General features: G+C 69.0%; 19 protein-coding genes and 1 pseudogene. 6 read left to right on the top strand and 14 right to left on the bottom strand.

Annotation, left to right across the window (positions count from 1 at the left end; translation table 11 throughout):
• Window positions 1-26: 26 nt before the first annotated feature.
• A complete protein-coding gene (locus ACIA8G_RS29935; RefSeq protein WP_396422024.1) occupies window positions 27-500 on the bottom strand; it encodes a hypothetical protein in 474 nt (157 codons plus the stop codon).
• A 145-nt stretch (window positions 501-645) separates the two neighbouring features.
• Between ACIA8G_RS29935 and ACIA8G_RS29930 the strand changes: the two genes are divergently transcribed.
• Window positions 646-1,200: a hypothetical protein gene (locus ACIA8G_RS29930; protein ID WP_396422023.1), complete on the top strand. Its 555-nt coding sequence runs from the start codon at window positions 646-648 to the stop codon at window positions 1,198-1,200.
• Here the strand turns inward: ACIA8G_RS29930 and ACIA8G_RS29925 are convergent, their stop codons facing one another.
• Window positions 1,201-4,005, bottom strand: a complete 2,805-nt coding sequence (locus tag ACIA8G_RS29925; protein WP_396422354.1) for a BTAD domain-containing putative transcriptional regulator — start codon at window positions 4,003-4,005, stop codon at window positions 1,201-1,203.
• A gap of 227 nt (window positions 4,006-4,232) precedes the next feature.
• Entirely contained in the window at window positions 4,233-4,727 is a 495-nt protein-coding gene (gene mug / locus ACIA8G_RS29920; RefSeq protein ID WP_396422022.1) for a G/U mismatch-specific DNA glycosylase, read from the bottom strand.
• 40 nt (window positions 4,728-4,767) lie between these two features.
• Between mug and ACIA8G_RS29915 the strand changes: the two genes are divergently transcribed.
• Window positions 4,768-5,262, top strand: coding sequence for an HAD domain-containing protein (locus ACIA8G_RS29915; RefSeq protein WP_396422021.1), 495 nt, complete (start codon window positions 4,768-4,770; stop codon window positions 5,260-5,262).
• Here the strand turns inward: ACIA8G_RS29915 and ACIA8G_RS29910 are convergent.
• The 3 genes from ACIA8G_RS29910 to ACIA8G_RS29900 all read right to left on the bottom strand — a co-directional run bounded on the left by ACIA8G_RS29910 (window position 5,259) and on the right by ACIA8G_RS29900 (window position 7,777).
• The gene (locus ACIA8G_RS29910) at window positions 5,259-5,585 is read right to left on the bottom strand and encodes a hypothetical protein (RefSeq protein ID WP_396422020.1); all 327 of its coding nucleotides are present in this window, start codon (window positions 5,583-5,585) and stop codon (window positions 5,259-5,261) included. The genes ACIA8G_RS29915 and ACIA8G_RS29910 overlap by 4 nt on opposite strands.
• Window positions 5,586-5,594: 9 nt before the next feature.
• Entirely contained in the window at window positions 5,595-6,053 is a 459-nt protein-coding gene (locus ACIA8G_RS29905) for a hypothetical protein (protein ID WP_396422019.1), read from the bottom strand.
• A 74-nt stretch (window positions 6,054-6,127) separates the two neighbouring features.
• The gene (locus ACIA8G_RS29900) at window positions 6,128-7,777 is read right to left on the bottom strand and encodes a bifunctional metallophosphatase/5'-nucleotidase (protein WP_396422018.1); all 1,650 of its coding nucleotides are present in this window, start codon (window positions 7,775-7,777) and stop codon (window positions 6,128-6,130) included.
• A gap of 156 nt (window positions 7,778-7,933) precedes the next feature.
• Here ACIA8G_RS29900 and ACIA8G_RS29895 point away from each other — a divergent pair, with 156 nt between their 5' ends.
• Both ACIA8G_RS29895 and ACIA8G_RS29890 read left to right on the top strand, forming a co-directional pair.
• Entirely contained in the window at window positions 7,934-8,659 is a 726-nt protein-coding gene (locus ACIA8G_RS29895; protein WP_396422017.1) for a response regulator transcription factor, read from the top strand.
• Window positions 8,637-9,980 carry a sensor histidine kinase gene (locus tag ACIA8G_RS29890; RefSeq protein ID WP_396422016.1) on the top strand — a complete coding sequence of 448 codons (1,344 nt, stop codon included), beginning with the start codon at window positions 8,637-8,639 and terminating at the stop codon, window positions 9,978-9,980. Before ACIA8G_RS29895 ends, ACIA8G_RS29890 begins: the two co-directional genes overlap by 23 nt.
• A gap of 177 nt (window positions 9,981-10,157) precedes the next feature.
• Here the strand turns inward: ACIA8G_RS29890 and ACIA8G_RS29885 are convergent.
• The 3 genes and pseudogenes from ACIA8G_RS29885 to aspS form a co-directional block, all read right to left on the bottom strand.
• Window positions 10,158-10,682 (bottom strand): annotated as a pseudogene (locus ACIA8G_RS29885) (SGNH/GDSL hydrolase family protein); the annotation flags it as partial.
• 59 nt (window positions 10,683-10,741) lie between these two features.
• Entirely contained in the window at window positions 10,742-11,914 is a 1,173-nt protein-coding gene (locus tag ACIA8G_RS29880) for a hypothetical protein (RefSeq protein WP_396422015.1), read from the bottom strand.
• Between the two features lie 286 nt (window positions 11,915-12,200).
• Window positions 12,201-13,976 carry an aspartate--tRNA ligase gene (gene aspS / locus ACIA8G_RS29875; protein ID WP_396422014.1) on the bottom strand — a complete coding sequence of 592 codons (1,776 nt, stop codon included), beginning with the start codon at window positions 13,974-13,976 and terminating at the stop codon, window positions 12,201-12,203.
• A gap of 280 nt (window positions 13,977-14,256) precedes the next feature.
• Between aspS and ACIA8G_RS29870 the strand changes: the two genes are divergently transcribed.
• Window positions 14,257-14,544, top strand: coding sequence for a hypothetical protein (locus ACIA8G_RS29870; protein WP_396422013.1), 288 nt, complete (start codon window positions 14,257-14,259; stop codon window positions 14,542-14,544).
• Here the strand turns inward: ACIA8G_RS29870 and ACIA8G_RS29865 are convergent.
• The 4 genes from ACIA8G_RS29865 to ACIA8G_RS29850 form a co-directional block, all read right to left on the bottom strand.
• Entirely contained in the window at window positions 14,521-14,883 is a 363-nt protein-coding gene (locus ACIA8G_RS29865; RefSeq protein ID WP_396422012.1) for a hypothetical protein, read from the bottom strand. The genes ACIA8G_RS29870 and ACIA8G_RS29865 overlap by 24 nt on opposite strands.
• Before the next feature lie 60 nt (window positions 14,884-14,943).
• Entirely contained in the window at window positions 14,944-16,113 is a 1,170-nt protein-coding gene (locus tag ACIA8G_RS29860; RefSeq protein ID WP_396422011.1) for a S8 family peptidase, read from the bottom strand.
• A gap of 117 nt (window positions 16,114-16,230) precedes the next feature.
• Entirely contained in the window at window positions 16,231-17,304 is a 1,074-nt protein-coding gene (locus ACIA8G_RS29855) for a S8 family peptidase (RefSeq protein WP_396422010.1), read from the bottom strand.
• An 85-nt stretch (window positions 17,305-17,389) separates the two neighbouring features.
• A complete protein-coding gene (locus tag ACIA8G_RS29850; protein WP_396422009.1) occupies window positions 17,390-18,550 on the bottom strand; it encodes a S8 family peptidase in 1,161 nt (386 codons plus the stop codon).
• A gap of 179 nt (window positions 18,551-18,729) precedes the next feature.
• On the opposite strand from ACIA8G_RS29850, the gene ACIA8G_RS29845 reads away from it, so the two are divergent.
• Complete coding sequence (locus ACIA8G_RS29845) at window positions 18,730-19,635, top strand: hypothetical protein (RefSeq protein ID WP_396422008.1); 906 nt, start codon at window positions 18,730-18,732, stop codon at window positions 19,633-19,635.
• Here the strand turns inward: ACIA8G_RS29845 and ACIA8G_RS29840 are convergent.
• Window positions 19,575-20,384, bottom strand: coding sequence for an alpha/beta fold hydrolase (locus ACIA8G_RS29840; RefSeq protein WP_396422007.1), 810 nt, complete (start codon window positions 20,382-20,384; stop codon window positions 19,575-19,577). The two genes, ACIA8G_RS29845 and ACIA8G_RS29840, sit on opposite strands and share 61 nt — an antisense overlap.
• Window positions 20,385-20,397 lie beyond the last annotated feature (13 nt).

Genomic DNA, 20,397 nt, shown 5'->3' with positions numbered 1-20,397 from the left:
CCAGTACTACCGGCCGCAGCCTCAGTTCAGCAACCGCCGCAGTTGTAGTACGTCACGTCCCAGTGGTTCGACTCGCGGAAGTAGATGTTGCCCGAGCCCGACCTCCACTTGTTGCCGCCGATGGAAGTGAACGTCCGGGTGATGTAGTTGGACACGCAGGTGGACAGCGAGTAGTCCAGCTTGTAGCCGTTCCAGTGCGAGTACTCGCCCGACGCGTGGCCGGTCTCGGTGCCGCCCGAGATGTTCAGCGCGCAGCCGGAGGCGCTCTTGAAAGTCTTGGCTCCCGCGATGGTCGCCTGGTTCACCTGCTCGAACGACGTGCAGTTCGGGCGGTTGCGGTCGCTGCAACCGCCGCTGGAGGACCAGGTGATGCCGGCCGCGCGCAGCTGCGCGGTCGCCTGCGCGTGGGTGTACTTGGCCGGGGCCGCAGACGCGACCGACGCGCCCATCAGCAGAGCGGCGAACATCGCGATCACAGCTGCGATCGTGCGAACGAACATGCTCTCTCTCCTTATGCCCGAAGCAAGGTGCGCGCAGAAGCTAGGAAGGAGCGGTAAAGAGACGCCTAAACCGGCCTTTGGCCGATCTTTGGCGCGGTCGTGAACTGTCCCGGTCGTCAACACCAAGTCGATCGGAGTTACAACGATGCGCATTCGCCACGCCGTCGCGGCGACCGCACTCTCGCTCGGGCTGCTGTCCGGCATCACGGGCATCGCTCAGGCCGCACCGGAGGGCAGCGAGCAGGAGCCCGTCGGTATCCAGCAGGTCGACGCGGCGGCCGCGAGTTACGGCGGCACGATCACCCGCACCGAGGTCATCAGCCGGGCCAAGAACTGGTGGGACCGCAAGGTTCCGTACAGCCAGACCGCCTACGCGTGGGACGTCAACCACGGCAAGCAGTACCGCACGGACTGCTCCGGCTTCGTCTCCATGGCGTGGAAGCTGACCACCAGCCGCACCACGTCCACTTTGGACGAGGTCGCCACGAAGATCGCGTGGGCGAACCTCAAGCCGGGCGACATGATCCTGCGCAACGGCCACGTGAAGCTGTTCGAGAAGTGGGCCAACACCGCGCACACCTCCGTGTGGATCTACGAGGAGGGCAGCACCTCGACCGACATGGACCACGAGACCGTGACGCTCGCGACGCTGAAGAGCGGTGGTTACGCGCCGTGGAAGTACAACAAGATCAGCGGCTGATCAGCTGATCGCGAGGCCGCCCACCGAAGGCCATTGAGCCGGCCACTGGAGCACCTCCCCCGACTCACGGGTGCCCAGCCGGGCGAACAGTCCGGCGGCCTCGTCCCAGCAGCGGTCCGCGCCTGGCCCATCCCCCCGGCAGGCGTGGACCGCGCCGAGGTCGCGCAGGGTGCGCGCCCGCCACAGCGGCAGGCCCAGGTCGGTCCACGACGCCAGCGCGTCGGTCAGCACGACCAGCGCGCCGGAGTAGTCGCCGGACGCGAGCCGCCACTCCCCCAGCGTGCGCCACACCAACGCCTCGCCGAACCGGTCGCCGACGTCGCGGCAGCCGTACAGCGCGGCGTGCAGCAGCTTCTCCGCCGGATCGAAAGAACCCTTGCGCAGCAACACTTTCGCCCACGCCTGGGCGGTGTAGCAGCCGAGCAGCTCGTCGCCGGTGCCCGCGACCATCTCGTGGGCGCGCACGATGTGCTCCTCAGCGAGGTCCAGCTCGCCGCGGGCGCGGTGCACGAGACCGATACCGCGCGCCGCCAGGGCCTCGCCCCTTCTGCTCCTCGCCTCGCGGTAGGCGGCCTCGGCCAGGCCGAGGGTGGCCAGAGCGCCCTCGTCGTCGCCGAGTTCTCGTTCCACAGAGCCAATTCCATAGAGTGCGTGCGCGACACCCTCCGGGTCTGTCGCCTCGAGCAGCTCGCGGGCCCGGCCGAGCGCCTCCAGCGCGCACGGGTACTCGCCGAGGTCGCGGCAGACCATGCCGATGCCGTTCATCGAGACGGCCTCGCCGTGCTTGTCGCCCAGGTTCACGAACAACGTCTTGGCCGTCTCGAACCACGCCCGCGCGTCGGCCAGGTTGTCGCGCTTGTAGTGCATCTGGCCGAGGCTGCACCGCAGCACCGCCTCCAGCCGCAGATCTCCGGTCCGCCACACGGCTTCCAGCGCCGCTGTGTGTGTTCGTTCCCAGGCCTCGTACCGGTTTCTGAGCCCGAACCAGGCGAACACCAGCACCTCGGCGAGCTGCGACGCGATCTCCGCGAGGCCGAGCTCCGCCGCCCGTTCCACGAGCTTGACCAGCAACGACTCCTCGCGGGCGAACCAGGCGTCCTTGTCTGCGGGGCGCGCCGCCGTCGTGACGATCCCCAGCGAGTCCTGCATGCGCGGCACGGCCAGGAACAGCTGCTCGGTCAGGCCGTCCACAGTGGACAGCGCGGCGACCACGGCGCGGCGCACCAGATCTTCGCGATCCTGTTGCGGGTCTTCGGCTTCGGCCAGTTCACGGGCGTGCAGCCGCACCAGCTCGTGCATCCGGTACCGCGCGCTGCCGATGACGTCGAGCAGCCGCGCGTCGACGAGCTGGTCGAGCACGTCCTCGTCGAGCAGGTGCATCCACAGGTAGCTCGGCACCTCGGGCAGCCCGAGGAACCCGAAGATCCGGTACGCGGCCCGGACGTTGTCGTCCAGCGCCCGGTACGTCAGCTCCAGGCTGGACCGCACGGCGAGGTCATCGGCGACCAGCTCGTCGAGCCTCGAACGTTCGTCGGAGAGGCGGCGCACCAGCTTGGACACCGGCCAGTGCGCACGCCCGGCCAGCCGCGCGCCGGTGATCCGCACCGCGAGCGGCAGATAGCCGCACAGCCGCGCCACCTCGTTGGCCTGGTCCGGTTCCGTGGCGACCCGGTCATCACCGAGGATGCGCTTGAGCAGCGTGACGGCCTCGTCGCTGCTCAACACGTCCAGCGGAATGCGCCGCACACCTTCGAGCCCGCACAACCGGCTGCGGCTCGTGATCAGTGTCAGGCACCCGGGACTGCCCGGCAGCAGCGGCCGGACCTGAGCCACGCTGGTGACGCCGTCCAGCACGATCACCACCCGCCGCCCGCCGACCGTCGCCCGCCACAGCGCCGCCCGTTCCTCCGGCGACTCGGGAATCCGCTCGCTCGGCACGTCCATCGCGCGCAGCAACGCGTCCAGCGCCCCGGACGGCGTGTGCAGGTCCACGAACAGCTGCCCGTCCGGGTACCGGTCCGCGAGCCGATGCGCCGCGTGCACGGCCAACGCCGACTTGCCCACGCCCGCCGGCCCCTCGATCCACCACACGCCACCGTCGCTGTCGAGCAACCTGCTCAGTTCCTTGTCGCGCCCGGTGAAGTCGCCGGCGTCGCGCGGCAGGTAGTTGCGCCGGCTGTCGCGCGCACCCTCCAGCACGTCCCGGTACAGCTGCTGAAGCTGCTCGCCGGGCTCCACCCCCAGCTCGTCGACGAGCACCTTGCGCGTCTCCCGGAACACCCGCATGGCATCGGCCCGCCGCCCGGCCCTGGCCAGCGCCGTCATCAGCTGACCGCGAAGCCGTTCCGCCAGCGGGTACTCGGCGACGAACGAGCCGAGCCGGTCGATGAGCTCGGCGTGCCGCCCCAGCGCGAGCTCGGCGTCGACCCACTGCTCCGCGGCCGCGAGCCGTTGCACGTCAAGAGTCTGCGCGAACACCACCGGAGTGCCGCGCCAGAGCTGCAACGCCTCGTTCAACGTCTCGGCCCTGACCTTGAGATCGGCCTCGTCGGCGGCCTGCGCGACACGCTTGCGGAACGCGTGGAGGTCGACGCTCTCGGGATCGGCGTTGAGCACGTACCCCGCGGCCCGGTGCTCGACCGGCAGCCCGGTCCGGCGCAGGCTGGAGATGTGCACCTGCAGCGACTTGCGGGCCTGCGGCGGAGGCTCCTCACCCCAAATGAGATCGATGAGCCGTTCGACGGGCACGATCTTCCCGCATTCGACGGCCAAGACAGCTAGGATCTGCGCGGGCTTCGGCGGCACTGAAGGCTCGACCGGCCCGAGAATCCTGACCTCCACTGTGCCCCCACCAGTGTTGAAGATTCACCGATTTGTGCGCGGCATTGCCAAATTCTGACGCAGCCCGGCGTACGTGGTTCCACTTCCGGGTGAAGGCCACTCGAATGGACGCAGATCTGGATGCAACCAGACCAGGCTCCACTCCGTCCAGCCCACTTTCTGTGGGTATGAATGTGAACTTTTGTTCCAGTTCAGACGCTTGCTTTGAGCCTCGCGAACTCCTCGGCCAGCGCGGGCAGCTGCCAGTGCGCGTTCAACCCGCTCGGATTGGGCAGCACCCACACCCTGGCGCCTCCCACAGTGTCCTGCTGCGGCCCGACCTGCGCCTTCTTGCGATTGAAGGCCGCCCGGTACACCGTCACACCCAGCACCGCGAGAACCTTCGGTGAATAGCGCTCGACCTTTTCGGTGAGGATGACGCCGCCTGCTTTGAGTTCGTCAATTGTTAATTCGTCGGCCTTGGCCGACGGCCGGGCGACGACGTTCGTGATGCCGAGCCCGAGTTCGAGGAGCTCCCGCTGCTCGGCGGGCGCGAACTGGCGCGGCGTGAAACCGGACAAATGCAGGGCGGGCCAGAACCGGTTTCCCGGCCGGGCGAAGTGGTGGCCGGTCGCCTCCGACAGCAGTCCCGGGTTGATGCCGCAGAAGAGGACGTCCAGGCCCGGTTCGAGCACGTCGGGAATCACGTGGCAGAGCCTACGAGGTGGGCGTGGGTACGGTGACGCGGTGGTCGCGCTCCCGCTCCTCTTCCTCGACGTCGACGGCCCGCTGCTCCCGTTCGGCGACGGCATCGCCCACCGCGGCCCCCAGCACGACAACCCGCTGCTGTCCCGCCTCGACCCGCTGCACGGCCCGTGGCTCGCCGCCCTGCCGTGCGAGCTCGTCTGGGCCACGACCTGGATGGACGACGCGAACGAGCTCCTCGCACCCCTGCTCGGCCTGCCGAGGCTGCCCGTCGCCACCTGGCCGGACGACCCGTCCACCGAAGACCAGGACGCACGGGAAGGCCTGCACTGGAAGACCCGCGGCCTCGTAGCCCACGCAGCGGGCAGACCGTTCATCTGGGTCGACGACGAACTCACCGACAAGGACCGGGACTGGGTCCACAAGAACCACGGCGCGAAGGCCCTGCTGCACCGCGTCAACCCGCGCCACGGCCTGACCGACGCCGACTACCTGGAACTCGACACCTGGCTCCACAAAGCCAACAGCAACAGCTAGGGCAGGGACGCGACAGGCACCCGAGGCCGAGGCGTCCACATCGTGTACCCGGCCCGCCGAGCATCCTCCGGCGAGTGGAAGAACGCGTCTCCCTTCATCCGCCGGTAGTAGGGCGACTCCGGCGTGTGGAACATCATCGTCCGCGAGTTCGCCTTGATCGCGGGAGGCACCACCACCGGCTCCTCCATGATCGACAAAGGCCGGACGGCAACAGGCGCAACGGCATCCCCGGTGCGCGAGCGCATGGTGAGCCAGGTCAGCAGGACGCCCGCGAGGAACGCGCCCGCGCACAGCAGGAACATCTGGATGAAGAACCCGAGCAACGAACGCTCCTAGTCCGTAGTCGTGAAGTCCTCGTCGACCCGCAGTCCGGGGACGGCGGCGCGCAGGGCGTCGCTCAGCGCGCCCGCGCGCTCGGGGTCCGCGACGCGGGCCGAGGCGGTGAGGTGTCCTTTGTGGACGACGCCGGTGAAGTCCGTGACGCCCTGGTCCAGCACGGCGGCCAGCAGCGAGGCGGCCACGACGGAGGAGACCGGCATGCGTTCGCCCGCGTGGGGGGTGATCATGTCGGTGATGCGGTGGGAGGCGGTCAGCACGCGCACGGCGTCCACGACCTCCTGGCGCTCGACGGCGGAGCCCGCGGTGCCGGCCAGCACGATCTCCAGATCGCGCACGGCGAACACGAGGTGGCCGGGGGCGATCTCCGGGGTCGGGCGCACGGCCATGCCCACTGAGGCAAGCAGCGCCGGTACTACGAGAGCGCCGACTACGACGCGCTGCGGTAACTGCACGGGCCTGACCTATCTCATCTGGCCGACCACATGCCACCGCCTGGCGTAAAACGCCCAGGACAACACGCCCGAATTCACTCGTTCGTGGTGATCACCACGGGTTCGCCGGACGCCACCAGGCGCCAGTCGGAGCGCACGAAAGCGGCGGGATCCAGCACGCCGGCGGACCTGACCCACTCGATCAGGAGCTGGCGGATCTCCTGCTGCTGGTTGTGCAGCACCGGCGCCGTGGCGATGTGCGGGAAGTCGCCACCGCCTGCCTGGCGGTAGTTGTTCACGGCCACCGCGAACTCGAACGAGTCCGGCACCGGCACGCCGTCGTAGGCGAGCCCCACGATCCGCGAACCCACGGGCTGCGCGATGTCGATGTCGTAGGTCAGCGGCGCGTCGAGGCCGTAGGCGATGTCGAAGTTGTAGTCCGGCACGTCCGCGGACACCTCGGCCGCGGTGAACGGGCCTGCCGAGGACACCTGCAGGAAGTACCGCGCCGACTCCTCCAGGAAGTCGCGCAGCTGCGCCCCGGTCAGCCGCACGCCCACCAGCGTGTTGTCGAAGATGTAGAGCCCGGCGACGTCCCGGATGGACACTTCCCCGGACGGAATCGCCGCGCCGCGGTTGAACGGCGCGCACAACGACACCACCGGCAGCGACGTGGACTTCTTCACCTCCAACGCCTGCACGTGGTTGATGAACCCCAGCGCGGGCGTGTCCTCGAACCGCGACCTCGACGCCGACATCGCCCCGAGGCACGTGCCGATCCGGCCGTTGACGTACGTGACGACCTTCTCGTGGTCGTGCCGCAGCAGCCGCACGATCCGCGGGTCCTCGTCCACCGAGGCCGTGCTCAGCACCGAGGACCGCGACGCCACGAGCTGCCAGCGCTGGTCGTACTCCAGGTCGAACTCCATCAGCGACAGTCGCTTGCCCCAGTACAACGGCTCGGTCAGCAGCACCGGCCGCCCGGTGACCTTGTTCGTCACGATCCGCTCGGCGATCTCCACGTGCGCGTGCCCGACCAGCACGGCGTCGATGCCCGGCACGGTCTCGGCCAGCAGTTCGGCGCAGTTCTCCGGGAACGGCACCTGGTCGCCCAGCGACGACGACAGGTCCGCGCCCGAATGCGCCACCACCACGACGAGATCGGACTGGTTGCGCAGCTCCGGCACCCAGTGCAACGCCTGCTCGACGAGGCCGGGAAAGGTCAGCACGCCCTCGACGTAGGCCCTGTCCCACACCGCGATGCCGGGATTGGTCAGCCCCAGGATGCCCACCCGCAACGGCGGACCGCCCGTGCGCCACACCGTCTTGATCACGTACGGCGGAAACGCGGGCATGCCGGTGCTGACGTCCAGCGCGTTGGCCGCGAGCAGCGGGAAGTCCAGCTGCCGCTCGAACATCCGCAGCACCTCGAGCCCGTAGTTGAACTCGTGGTTGCCCAGCGCGGCGGCCGTGTAGCCGATGGCGTTCATCGCCGCCGCCATCGGGTGCACGTGCGCACGGGTGATCGGCTCGACCTTCGCGTAGTAGTACGCGAGCGGTGTGCCCTGGATGGTGTCGCCGGCGTCCAGCAGCAACGTCCGATGCCGGCCCACGGCCGAACGGATGGACGTCACCAAGGTCGAGATCTTGGCCAGGCCGATGTCGTTGTGCGCGAAGTCGTCGAACTCGCGGTCCCGGTAGTAGTCCCAGTTGAAGAGATTGCCGTGCAGGTCAGTGGTGCCCATCACAGTCAGCGTGAACGTGCGCAGGACGCTCACCTCCGGCTGTCGTCGGGTCCCAAACTTGAACATAGCCGCTCACACTTGACGTAACCGCCGCTCGTCCGAACGGTGGACAGCGCGCACAGCTGGTACACAGGATCAGCGGTCACGATGGGAGCCATGTGCGCGATGAAAGCCGAACTCCGCAGGCCTGACGGGCAGCCGGTGCGGGTGCTCGTGGTGGACGACGAGTCCACTCTGGCCGAGCTGATGACGATGGCTCTGCGCATGGAGAAGTGGGACGTCCGCTCCGCCCTCGACGGAACCAGCGCCGTCCGCACCGCGCGCGAGTTCCGGCCGGACGCGGTCGTGCTGGACGTGATGCTGCCCGACTTCGACGGCTACGAGGTGCTCCGCCGCATGCGCGCGGAACAGCCGAAGCTGCCCGTGCTGTTCCTGACCGCGCGGGACGCCGTGGAAGACCGCATCGCCGGCCTCACCGCGGGCGGCGACGACTACGTGACGAAGCCCTTCTCTCTTGAGGAGGTCGTGCTGCGCCTGCGTGCACTCATGCGGCGCACCGGCGTCACGGAGGAGGACGCGGGCGCACGCCTCGTCGTCGGCGATCTCGCACTCAACGAAGACACTCGCGAGGTGTCGCGTGGCGGTGAGCAGATCTCGCTCACCGCGACGGAGTTCGACCTGCTGCGCTACCTGATGAGCAACCCGAAGCGGGTGCTGAGCAAGGCCCAGATCCTCGACCGCGTCTGGAGCTACGACTTCGGCGGCCAGGCGAACATCGTCGAGCTGTACATCTCGTACCTGCGCAAGAAGATCGACGCCGGACGCGCACCGATGATCCACACCATGCGAGGCGCGGGTTATGTCCTCAAACCTGCGACCTAAGACCCTGCGCGCCAAGCTGATCACCGGCCAGATCGCCGTGCTGCTGGCGCTGTCCGTGCTCACCGGCGGGGTCGCGCTGCTGGCGCTGCACGGGTTCCTCACCCACGACCTCGACCGCCAGATCGACCAGCTGGTGCAGCCACCGGTCGGCCAGCGGGCACCGGGCATCAACGCGCGCATCGCGGACGGCAAGGTCGAGGGCACGATCGAGCTGCCGTACACGAAGACCCGCCCGCTGAGCGACAAGCAGCTCGCGGTGCTGGCGGATCTCGGGCAGGGCAACCACTCGGTGGACATGGGCCCGCAGGGCTTCTTCCGCGTCAGCGTCGACCAGGAGCGGATCAAGGGCCTGCCGTCCGGACCGGTCACCCAGGTCATGTGGCGGATGTTCTGGCTGCTCGTCGCCATCACCGCGGCCGGCGTCGCGGTGGCGGCACTCATCGGCCGGCGGATCATCCGCCGGAGTCTCGTTCCGCTCGACCGGGTCGCCGACACGGCTGCCCGCGTCTCCGAACTCCCGCTGCACGAGGGTGACGTCGCGCTGGCCGATCGCGTGCCGGACACCGACCCGGACACCGAGGTCGGCAAGGTGGGCCTCGCGCTCAACCGCATGCTCGGTCACATCGGCGACGCCCTGAAAGCCAGGCACGACAGCGAAACCCGCGTCCGCAGGTTCGTCGCCGACGCCTCCCACGAGCTGCGCACGCCCCTGGCCGCCATCCGCGGGTACGCCGAGCTGACCCGCCGCTCCGAAGAGGCCGTGCCACCGCAGATCGCGCACGCGATGAGCCGGGTCGAGTCCGAGGCCGTCCGGATGACGTCACTGGTCGAGGACATGTTGCTGCTGGCCAGGCTCGACGACGGCCGCCCGCTGGAACGCGCCGAGGTCGACCTGTCCAGGCTGGTGCTCGACGTGGTCGGGGACGCGCGGATCTCCGCGCCGGACCACGGCTGGCGGATCGAACTGCCGGAGGAGCCCGTGACCTTGCCCGGCGACGAGCAAAGGCTGCACCAGGTTCTCGGCAACCTGCTGTCCAACGCCCGCACGCACACCCCGCCCGGCACCACGGTCACGACCGGTGTCATAGTCCACAATGGACGCGTCGATCTCACCGTCACCGACGACGGACCGGGCATCCCCGAAGGGCTGGAGGTGTTCGAGCGGTTCGCCCGCGGTGACAACTCGCGGTCACGCGCCGCCGGCAGCACGGGGCTGGGGCTGTCCATCGTGGCCGCCGTCGTCGGCGCGCACGATGGCGAGGTGTCCGTGCAGAGCGTCCCAGGCAAGACCACGTTCACCGTCTCGCTGCGGATCTCCTGACGGCTCCCACATCAGCGGCAGCAGGTCGGCGCCCCGCCGCCACAGCCACGGAATCCCCTTCAGCAGCAGCCACGCGATGTGGTGCCACACCGTCAGTTCGCGGCCACCGGAGCACTCCAGGCTGACCTCGTCGACCGAATGCCCGACCGCACGCAACTCGGTGGCGAACGCCTTGGCCAGCAGGCGGTGGCCGCGCTCGGACGGGTGCAGCCGGTCGACCGCCCACGTCTCCAGCTCGTACGCGCCCGGCATCGTGTGGAGGTCGACGCAGCGCACGCCGTGCCGCGCCACCACCACGTCGATCACGCGGTTGAACTCGTCGATGCGCTCCTTCAGCACCCGTCGCAACCTGCCGGGCAGCTTGAACACGCGGCCCTGGTCGTGGAACCGCACGGTGACGACGGACGCGCCCGCGGCGGTCAGCTCGCGGCAGACGGTGTCGAGGTCCTCGTGCATCTTCCGCACGGAGAAGTCCGACCGCAGCGTGTCGTTGACGCCCGCGATGACCACGGCGGCGGTGGGCTTGTCCCGCAGGGCCTGCGGGAGCTGAACACGTCTGACATCGGCCAGCCGCGCGCCGGAAGCGGCGTAGTTGCGATAGCCGTTGTCCTCGAACGCGGACGAGAGGATGGGGCCGAAGCCGCGCCAGCCGCCGGGAACGAGGTCACCGATTCCGACCGCTGTCGAGTCACCGAGTAACACCAGCACGCAGATCAGGATCAGCTGGCCCGGTGATCCAGGAATGACCGTGCGGGAACGGTTCAGCGAAATGCTGGGTAAAGCGGGAGTTCGAGCACCTCGGCGCCGTAGCGGTCGGCCAGCGCGCCGATCACCGCGTCCGCGTGGGACGCGACCGTCTTCTCGCCCAGGATCAGCGCGTCCGACCGCAGCCGCACCCACCGGCCCGCGAGCACGACGCTGCGCGGCGGCGCGTTGACAACGTTGGGCATGGGCTTGGAGAGCGCTCGCCACGTCGCGAGCCACACCCACAGCAGCTGCGCCTCCAGCAGACGCGGTAAGAGCACCGCGTCGTCGTCCATCTCCGGCCACACCGAACCGACCTCGGCCCGCCACGCGGCGACCATCGCCTCGGACATGCCCGGCGGCAGGCCCCAGCCGCACCAGCAGGACGGGAACGGCACGCGCAGTGCCGCGGCGTCGAACACGATGTCGCGGACGCAGCCGCCCTCGAAGTCGACGAACCGCACACCGCGCGAGGTGACCAGGTGGTTGTCCGGACAGGACGTCGACGGGCTGAACGCACGCCGGCGCGAGGTGCTGAACGCTCGTGCGGCATCGGCCGCGAAGTCGGTGGCGTGCGGCGACGTCTCAATGCCCAACGTGGACTCGAGCAGTCCCGGTAACCCGGCGATGGCCGCGTGCACGTCGACGGCGATCGGGTCCTGGCAGCACTGCGCCCCGGCCCGCCGCATCAAGGCGTCGAAGTCCGCGTCACGGCCCGCTGTCGTGGCGTGCAGGCGGCCCATGGCGTGTGCCCACGACAGCAGCCCGCGTTCCGCGGCGCGCGCGTCCTTCGCGTGCAGCTTCTCGGACAGACGCGGCGCACGGCCCAGGTCTTCCAGCACGACGAGACGCGACGCCGCGTCGTGCGCGAACAGTTCCGGCGTGGCGCGTTCCTCCGCGGGCAGTGCCGTCAGCAGCTGGTGGCTGACCGCCTCGTGCGCCCACGGATCACGGTCGCCCGTACCGGCCGGATAGCGCTTCACGACCAGCGTGCGGGGCATGGAGAACGGTGAGGCGGCAACCCTCACGCGGATCACGACGGAACGACCGGTACCCCCGAGAGGCTCGGGGTCCGCGAGGCGCACCTGTGCGCCCAGTCGCCTGGTCAGTACCCGCTCGGCCGCCCCGACAGCTTCAGCAATCTCTGGTGAAGTCGTCTCGGGAGGGCCCGCGGTGATCTCCACGCTCATCCCCTCCGACCCTACTCCCCATGTCCGTGAGCCCGACCGACGCTAATCCGCACAGGCTGCGACCACCACCACTCGTTGATAACGGCTCGCCCAGTTCCCGTAACACCCCTCAGAGGTGTGGACGTGTGCAAACACCTTCCGTTGCCCACTACGCGCGGATCAATGCCACGGATCGCGCCGCACACCTCAATACCGATCAAGTAGGCCCTCGATCGGGCGAACCGGTCTCATGTTCTGGGACGCGCGGGGGCACCAGGTGGGTTGCCCCCGCGCGCGAAAAAGATCGTCAGGCCTTTTCCTGGGGCTTCGCGTCGACGCCGGCTTCCTTGCGCTGCTGCACCGTGATCGGCGCCGGAGCCGCGGTCAGCGGGTCGTAGCCGCCACCGCTCTTCGGGAACGCGATGACCTCGCGGATCGAGTCGACGCCCGCGAGCAGCATGCACAGACGGTCCCAGCCGAGCGCGATGCCGCCGTGCGGCGGCGCGCCGTACTTGAACGCGTCGAGCAGGAAGCCGAACTTCTCCTGCGCCTCCTCGGCGCCGATGCCCATCACGTTGAACGCGCGCTGCTGCACGTCCGCGCGGTGGATACGAATCGAGCCACCGCCGAGCTCGTTGCCGTTGAGGATCACGTCGTAGGCGTAGGCCAGGGCGTTGCCCGGGTCTTCCTCGAAGTTGTCGATCCACTCCGGCGTCGGCGAGGTGAACGCGTGGTGCAGCGCGGTCCACTTGCCGCCGCCGACCGCGACGTCGCCCGCCGCGAGCTTCTCGACGGACTCGAACATCGGGAAGTCGACGACCCACGCGAACGCCCAGGCGTTCTCGTCGATCAGGCCGACCCGGTGCGCGATCTCGACGCGGGCCGCACCCAGCAGGGCGCGCGCGTCACGAGCCTCGCCCGCACCGAAGAAGATGCAGTCGCCGGCGTTGGCGCCGACGGCCTTGGCCAGCCCGTCGCGCTCGGCGTCGGTGAGGTTCTTGGCGACCGGGCCGCCCAGCGTGCCGTCCTCCTGGACCAGCACGTAGGCGAGGCCCTTGTGGCCGCGCTGCTTGGCGAACTCCTGCCACGCGTCGAGCGTGCGACGCGGCTGCGACGCACCGCCCGGCATGACGACGGCACCGACGTACGGCGCCTGGAACACGCGGAACGTCGTGTCCTTGAAGTACTCGGTCAGCTCGGTGAGCTCGAGCTCGAAGCGCAGGTCCGGCTTGTCCGAGCCGTACTTCGACATCGCGTCCGCGTAGGAGATGCGGCGGAACGGCAGCGGCAGCTCGACGTCCGCGAGCTCCTTCCAGATGGTGGAGAGGAGCTTCTCGGTGAGCGCGATGACGTCGTCCTGCTCGACGAAGCTCATCTCGACGTCGAGCTGGGTGAACTCCGGCTGGCGGTCGGCGCGGAAGTCCTCGTCCCGGTAGCAGCGCGCGATCTGGTAGTAGCGCTCCAGGCCACCGACCATCAGCAGCTGCTTGAACAGCTGCGGCGACTGCGGCAGCGCGTACCAGGAGCCGGGACGCAGCCGCGCCGGCACCAGGAAGTCACGCGCGCCCTCGGGCGTGGACCGGGTCAGCGTCGGCGTCTCGACCTCGACGAACTTCTCGCCGTGCAGCACCTCGCGGGCGATCCGGCTGACCTCGCTGCGCAGCCGGATGGCCTTGGCCGGCCCGTTGCGGCGCAGGTCGAGGTAGCGGTGCTTGAGACGGGCCTCCTCGCCGATCTCACCGTCGCCCTCGACCTGGAACGGCAGCGGCGCCGCCTCGTTCAGCACCTCGAGCTCGGTCACGTAGACCTCGATCGCACCGGTGCTGAGGTCGGGGTTCTCGCTGCCTTCCGGGCGCTTGCTGACGTCACCGACGACCTTGATGACGTACTCGCTGCGCAGCTTGTGCGCGCGCTCGGCCATCTCGCCTTCGCGGAACACGACCTGGGCCACACCGGACGCGTCGCGGAGGTCGATGAAGATGACACCGCCGTGATCACGCCGGCGAGCGACCCACCCGGTGAGGGTGACGGACTGCCCGGCGTGCTCGGCCCGGAGTGACCCGGCCTCGTGCGTGCGCAACACGGTGGTGGCTCCTTGTAGATGAAGTCAGCTTTGGCGTCAAGGCTAGCCGGACCCACCGACACATTTTCACGCAGGGCTTTCGGGGGCGAAGACGATCTCCCTTGGCCAGTGGCGTGGCTCAGAAGGTTGCCGGGTAATTCGCGGTCAGACGGGTGCATCGTGGTGCCGCCCCCACGTCCTCATACTGGACCGTATGGGGGCGTGGGGGCGGTGCCGCGAGGCGCCCTGCTGAGCGTGAATTACCCGCCCACCTTCTGAGCCACGCCACTAACGTTCTGGCATGCGGATCGTGGTGGCCCTGGTGGGGATGCTCGTGATGTTCGTGGTGGCCGTCGGCGTGCTGTTCATCGGCATCCTCGGGTTCACACCGACCACGCCGTGCACTGGCGCGTGCCATGCCCCACTCATGATCACCTTGGTCGGCACGATCGTGATCGGGCTGTCCGCGACGTTCGCGACGTGGTTCCGCGCGTTGCAGCAGCCCCGCGCCTACGCGCCGTGGATCGGTGCCGGGCTCACTGTCGTCCTCTATCTCGTGTCGCTCTCAATCGCGGAGAAGGTCCTCTAGCTGAGGCTTCGCGACCGCCCACGCGCCAGGCCAGCCGGGGTCGACCTGCTCCGCGTTCTCCCCGTCGTCAGCGAGCCGCTTGATCAGGTCGAGCACCGCGGCCCGGGGTTCGTCCGACAACGCGGGCAGGACCTCGACGAGGAACGGCAGAACGGCCGTAGCCGCCGGGCACACGAACCCACCCAACTCGTAAACGGTCTTGTCCAGGTCCGCCACGGCCTGGGCGACCACTTCCGGATCATCGGACAGCAGTGCCCTGAGATGACCCGGGGTGTCCAGCGCGATGCCGTAAGCGTGGTCGATCTCGTGCCACGCAACGGCTTCAAGGCCCTTCAACATGGACCCAACAATAGGAAAGGCCACGGCACACGCCGCGGCCTTTCCGAACAAAGAGCTGACTCACGCAGTAGGCGCGAGGTAAAGCAGACGGTTCGGCGACCCGGTACCGGGGTTGGTCACCTTGGACGGCGTCGACTGCGAGACCAGGTACGAAGCAACCTGGGCAGGCGTGGCCGTGCGGTTGGTAGAGAGGTAACGAGCCGCGGCCCCAGCGACGTGCGGGGTGGCCATCGAGGTGCCCGAAATCGTGTTGGTGGCGGTGTCGTTGGTGTTCCAGGCCGACGTGATGGCCGAGCCCGGCCCGAAGATGTCCAGCACCGCACCGTAGTTCGAGTACGACGCGCGGGCGTCGGTGCGCTCGGTGGCGCCCACGGTGATCGCCTCGGCCACGCGGGCCGGGGAGGTCGTGGACGCGTTGGCGTTGGAGTTGCCCGCCGCCACGGCGAACGTGACGCCCTTGGCGATGGCGTTGCGCACGGCCGTGTCGAGGGTGGCGTTGGCGCCGCCGCCGAGCGAGAGGTTCGCGACGGCCGGCTTGACCGCGTTGGTACCCACCCAGTCGATGCCGGCCGCGACGCCCGCGAGGGTGCCGGAGCCGTTGTTGTCGAGCACGCGGACGGCGACGATCCGAGCGGCCTTCGCGACGCCGTACTGTGAGCCCGCGATGGTGCCGGCGACGTGCGTGCCGTGACCGTTGCCGTCCTGCGCGACGGCATCGTTGTCAACGAAGTCACGGCCGTTGGTGGCGCGGCCACCGAACGTGGAGTGGCTGATGCGCACGCCGGTGTCGATGACGTACGCGGTCACGCCCGAGCCGGTCGAGGTGTAGCTGTACGACTGGTTGAGCGGCAGGTTGCGCTGGTCGATGCGGTCGAGACCCCACGACGGCGGGTTCGGCTGCGTGGCCTGCGCGTGCACGACCTGGTCCGCCTCGACGAACTCGACGGACGGGTCGGCGGCGAGGCGCTTGGCCTGCTTCTCGGTCAGCTTCACGTTGAAGCCGCCGAAGCTGGTGTAGTCGCGCTCCACCTTGGCGCCGAAACGCGATGCGAGGGCGTGCGAGTTGGCCTTGCCTTCCTTCAGCTTCACGATGAAGCTGCCGGCGATCTTCTCGGGCGCGTTGAGCGACAGCACTTCGCCTTCGGCCGCGGACGCCGAGGGGACCATCAGAACCGACATGGCGAGGGTCGCCGCGCCGGCACCGGCCAGGAACCGGATCTTTCGCGTCATGATGAGCATTCCGTTCTTTGCAGGGGAACGAACGCTTTCGACGCTATGGAGAGATCCGGTTCCTGCCAAGGGCGTCCAAGGATTAAGACGCGCTTGCATTACCTGTCAATTCACCTTTCACAGAGAAGGCGGCCAGTAAAGGATACGAGTGACGGGTGGCGTTCCCGGAGTGCCGGTGGTAACCAGTGCGCGCTCCACCTGCGCGGGCGTGGCGGCACGGTTGAACTGCAGGTACCTGGCGGCGACACCGGCCGCGTGCGGTGCGGCCATCGAGGTTCCGCTCAAAGTCTGAACAGCCGTGTCGGTGGTGTTCCAGGCAGAGGGAATGCTGACGCCCGGCGCGTAGATGTCGACCAGCGGGCCGAAGTTCGACGACGACGCCTTGGTGTCGGTCTGCGTCAATGCGCCCACGCAGATCGCCTGGGAAACCCGTTGCGGAGAGGAGTTCGAGGGGTCGGTGTTGCTGCCGCCCGCCGCGACCGTGTACGAGACGCCGGACGCGATCGAACGCCGAACAGCGTCGTCCAGCGCCGCGGAAGCGGTGCCGCCCAACGACATGTTCGCCACCGCGGGCTTCACCGCGTTGCGGGTCACCCAGTCGACGCCCGCGATCACGCCGGAGATCGTGCCGGACCCCTGGCCGTTCAGCACCCGGACGCCCCAGACGGTCGCGCGCTTGGCCGCGCCGTACCGGGTACCGGCGGCGATGCCCGCGACGTGCGTGCCGTGACCGTTGTCGTCCTGGGCGATCGCGTCGTTGTCGACGGTGTCCCAGCCGTTCCTCGCGCGGCCGCCGAAGTCCGTGTGCGAGACCCGGATGCCGGTGTCGATCACGTAGATGTTCACGCCGGCGCCGGTGCTCGTGTACTCGTACCGCTGGTCCAGCGGCAGGGCGCGCTGGTCGATCCGGTCCAGCCCCCAGGGCGGGTTGAGCTGGGTGCCGTTGGCGTGGGCGATCCCGTCACGTTCCACATAGGACACGTTCGGGTCTGCCTTCACCTCGCGCAGCTGCTTCGAGGTCAGCCGGGCGCTGAACCCGTTGAGAACGTCGGTGTACCGGTGCTCCACCGCGCCGCTGAACGACGACACGGTTCCCTCGCGAAGCACGACGATGTAGGACGATGTGGCCGCGGACGCCGGGGCGACCACGACCGCTGCCGCCAGGGCGGCGACTGTCAGCAGGGCTCTCACTTGCGAACTTCCTTTCGTCTGCCCAAAAATTGGGGAAGGAAACGGCCCCGGCTCGCAGGGAACCGGGGCCGCACATCGGGGTTGATCAGCCGGTCGTCGGCCAGTGCAGGAGCCTGGACGTGGTGCTGGGACCGGGGTTGGTGACCTTGCCGTTGGTGGCGTTGGAGGTGATCGCGGCCGCGACCTGCGCGGGCGTCACGGTGGCGCCGCCCTGCAGGAATCGTGCCGCGACACCGGCGACGTGCGGCGCCGCCATCGAGGTGCCCGAGATCGTGTTCGTGGCCGTGTCACTGGTGTTCCACGCGGACGTGATGCCACCGCCGGGCGCGAAGACGTCGACGACCGGGCCGAAGTTGGAGAACGACGACCGCGCGTCCGTTCGGTCGGTCGAGCCGACCGTCAGCGCCGACCCCACGCGTGCGGGCGAGGTGTTGGCGGCGTTGGTGTTCGCGTTGCCCGCGGCGACCGCGAACGTCACGCCGCGCAGGATCGCGCCCGAGACGGCGTTGTCGAGCGAGGTGTTGGCGCCACCGCCGAGCGACATGTTCGCCACGGCCGGCTTGACGTGGTTGGCGGCCACCCAGTTGACGCCCGCGATGACACCGGCGATGGTGCCGGAGCCCTGGTTGTTCAGCACGCGGACGGCGTGGATCGTGGCGCCCTTCGCGACACCGTGCAGCGTGCCCGCGACGGTGCCGGCGACGTGCGTGCCGTGGCCGTTGCCGTCCTGCGCGACGGCGTCGTTGTCCACGAAGTCACGGCCGTTGCGGGCCCGGCCGCCGAAGTCGCGGTGCGAGATCCGGACACCGGTGTCGATGATGTAGGCGTTCACGCCCGCACCGTTCCTGTTGTACGTGTAGCGCTGGTCGAGCGGCAGGTTGCGCTGGTCGATGCGGTCCAGACCCCACGACGGCGGGTTGACCTGGGTGGCCTGGATGCTGACGACCTGGTCGCGTTCCACGTACTCGACCGAGGAGTCAGCGGCTAATCTGCGCGCCTGGGTGTCTGTCATCTTGACCGAGAAGCCCTTGAAGACTGTGTCGTACACGAATCCGACCTGGCCGCCGAACCGCGAGCCGAGGGTCTGCGCGCTCGCGGTGACGCGGTCGTCCTTGAGCTTCACGATGAAGCTGCCGGCGATGTTCTCGCCGGCGGACGAGGTGATCTCACCGACGGCGGCGGTCGCGGGAGCGGCGAACGCGGCCACCATGACCGCCGATCCCAGCAGGGTTGCTGTCTTGCGCATTGCGTCGTCCTGTTCGTCGCAGGGGTGATCAGGAACCCAATCGAGACTATTGGCGGCGTAATAGACCCGAGATCTGAACTTGCCGAGTTTCCAACGGGCGCAAAACCGCCGATCGGCTGTACCGCGTTCCCTTTGCTGCCGATAGCCTCTCGACCTTGACCCCACGAAACGGAGGGGTGATGCTGACGATTTACCCACCGCGCGAGGAGCTCGCCGATCTTCTCGTGACGGGCCCGTTCGCGGACGCGTTGCGGCTGGCGATCCAGGTGCGCGGTCTCAGTCTGGAACGGCTGCAGCACCGCCTGCGCGTGCGGGGCGCCCCGATCAGCGTGACGGCGCTGAGCTACTGGCAGTCCGGTCGCCGCAGACCCGAACGCCCGGAGTCGCTCATGGCGCTCGCTCACCTGGAAGACGTGCTCGGACTGCCGGAGACGGCGCTGTCCCGGCTGCTCGGACCACCGCGGCCGCGTGGCCGTTCCCGCAGGCGGGAGCTGTCGGCACGGGCGCCGTGGGACGGCTCCGGGCTGGTGCTGACCGCGCAGACGGACCGGGTGGACGTGGCGCCGTGCGGCGGCGTGCGCGGGGTCCGGTCACGTCAGGTCATGCAGGCGACGTCGTCCAACGTGGACCGCTGGATCCTGTGCCAGGAAACGGGTTCGGCGCAGCCCGCGCTGACCGCGGTGCGCTCGTGCCGGGTCGGCCGGATCGCCCGCGAGCGGACCAACGGCGTGCTCGTGGCGGAGTTGTTGTTCGACGAACCGATCTCTCCCGGTGACTCGGTCGCGATCGAGTACGAATTGATCTATCCACATCCGACGGTCGAGCACACGCATTTCCGCCGGTTCGCCGAACGCGTGCACGACTACGTGCTGGAGATCAAATTCCCGGCCGCCTCCCCACCCGCTTCCTGCGAGCAATTCGCGTCCGGCCAGGCGGGAACGGAAATGTTCGGCGGCGCACGCCCGGCCCCGGTCGACGCCTGGGGTTACGCGCACGCCGCCGCCCTCGACTTCGGGCCCGGCCTCTACGGGATGCGCTGGACCGCGCCGGCGAACGCCACGGGGTCGTCGAGCCAGGGGAAGTGACCGGCGCCGGGCTGCAGGACGAACTCGGCTGCCGGGATCAGCTCCACGTACTCCCGCGCGCGGTTCGGCGGTAGCGACACGTCGAACTCACCGGCGATGAAAAGTGTTGGCACGTCGAGGATGTGGAGGGCCTTCCGGATCTGCTCGGGGTCGAACGCCCCCTCGCTGTAGTACTCCCGCGCGGCCTCGTCGTTGGTCGGGTGGTCGTCGAGCGCCCGCGCGGCGTCGTCCCAGCGGCCGTAGAAGAACGGCGCGATCTTCTGGAAGTTCTCCCCTGTCATGTTGCCGGCCCAGATGTCCTCGAACGCCGCGAACGCCTCCTCGAACCAGGGTTCCCCTGCCCGTTGTTCGGCGACGGCCCGGCGATCGGCGTCGGTGACGTCGATGCCGACGACCCGCGGACTCGGCGCGACGAGCACGAGTTCCTTGACGTGCTGCGGAAATCGCGTCGCGTAAAGAATCGCCAGGGTGCCGCCCGCGCTGTGGCCGAGCAGCCTGATCGTGTCGAGGCCGAGGTGCCGGCGCAGCGCCTCGACGTCGTCGACCTGCCGATCCACCCGATAGGTCTCCCTCGGCGCCACCTCGGACTCACCAGTGCCGCGCAGGTCGAGCTTCACGGTGTTCCCGAGCGGCAGGCCGCCCAGGTAGGACGACGCCTGCATCGGCCCGCCCGGCAGGCAGATCAGCGGATCGCCGGCCTCGCCGTGGTACGCGAGGCCGACGCCGTCGAATGTCTTGAAGGTCCCCATGCGGGGCAGTCTG

Source organism: Lentzea sp. NPDC051213 (assembly GCF_044455585.1).
Taxonomy (GTDB): Bacteria; Actinomycetota; Actinomycetes; order Mycobacteriales; family Pseudonocardiaceae; genus Lentzea.
This window is presented reverse-complemented; position numbering and strand designations above follow the sequence as displayed.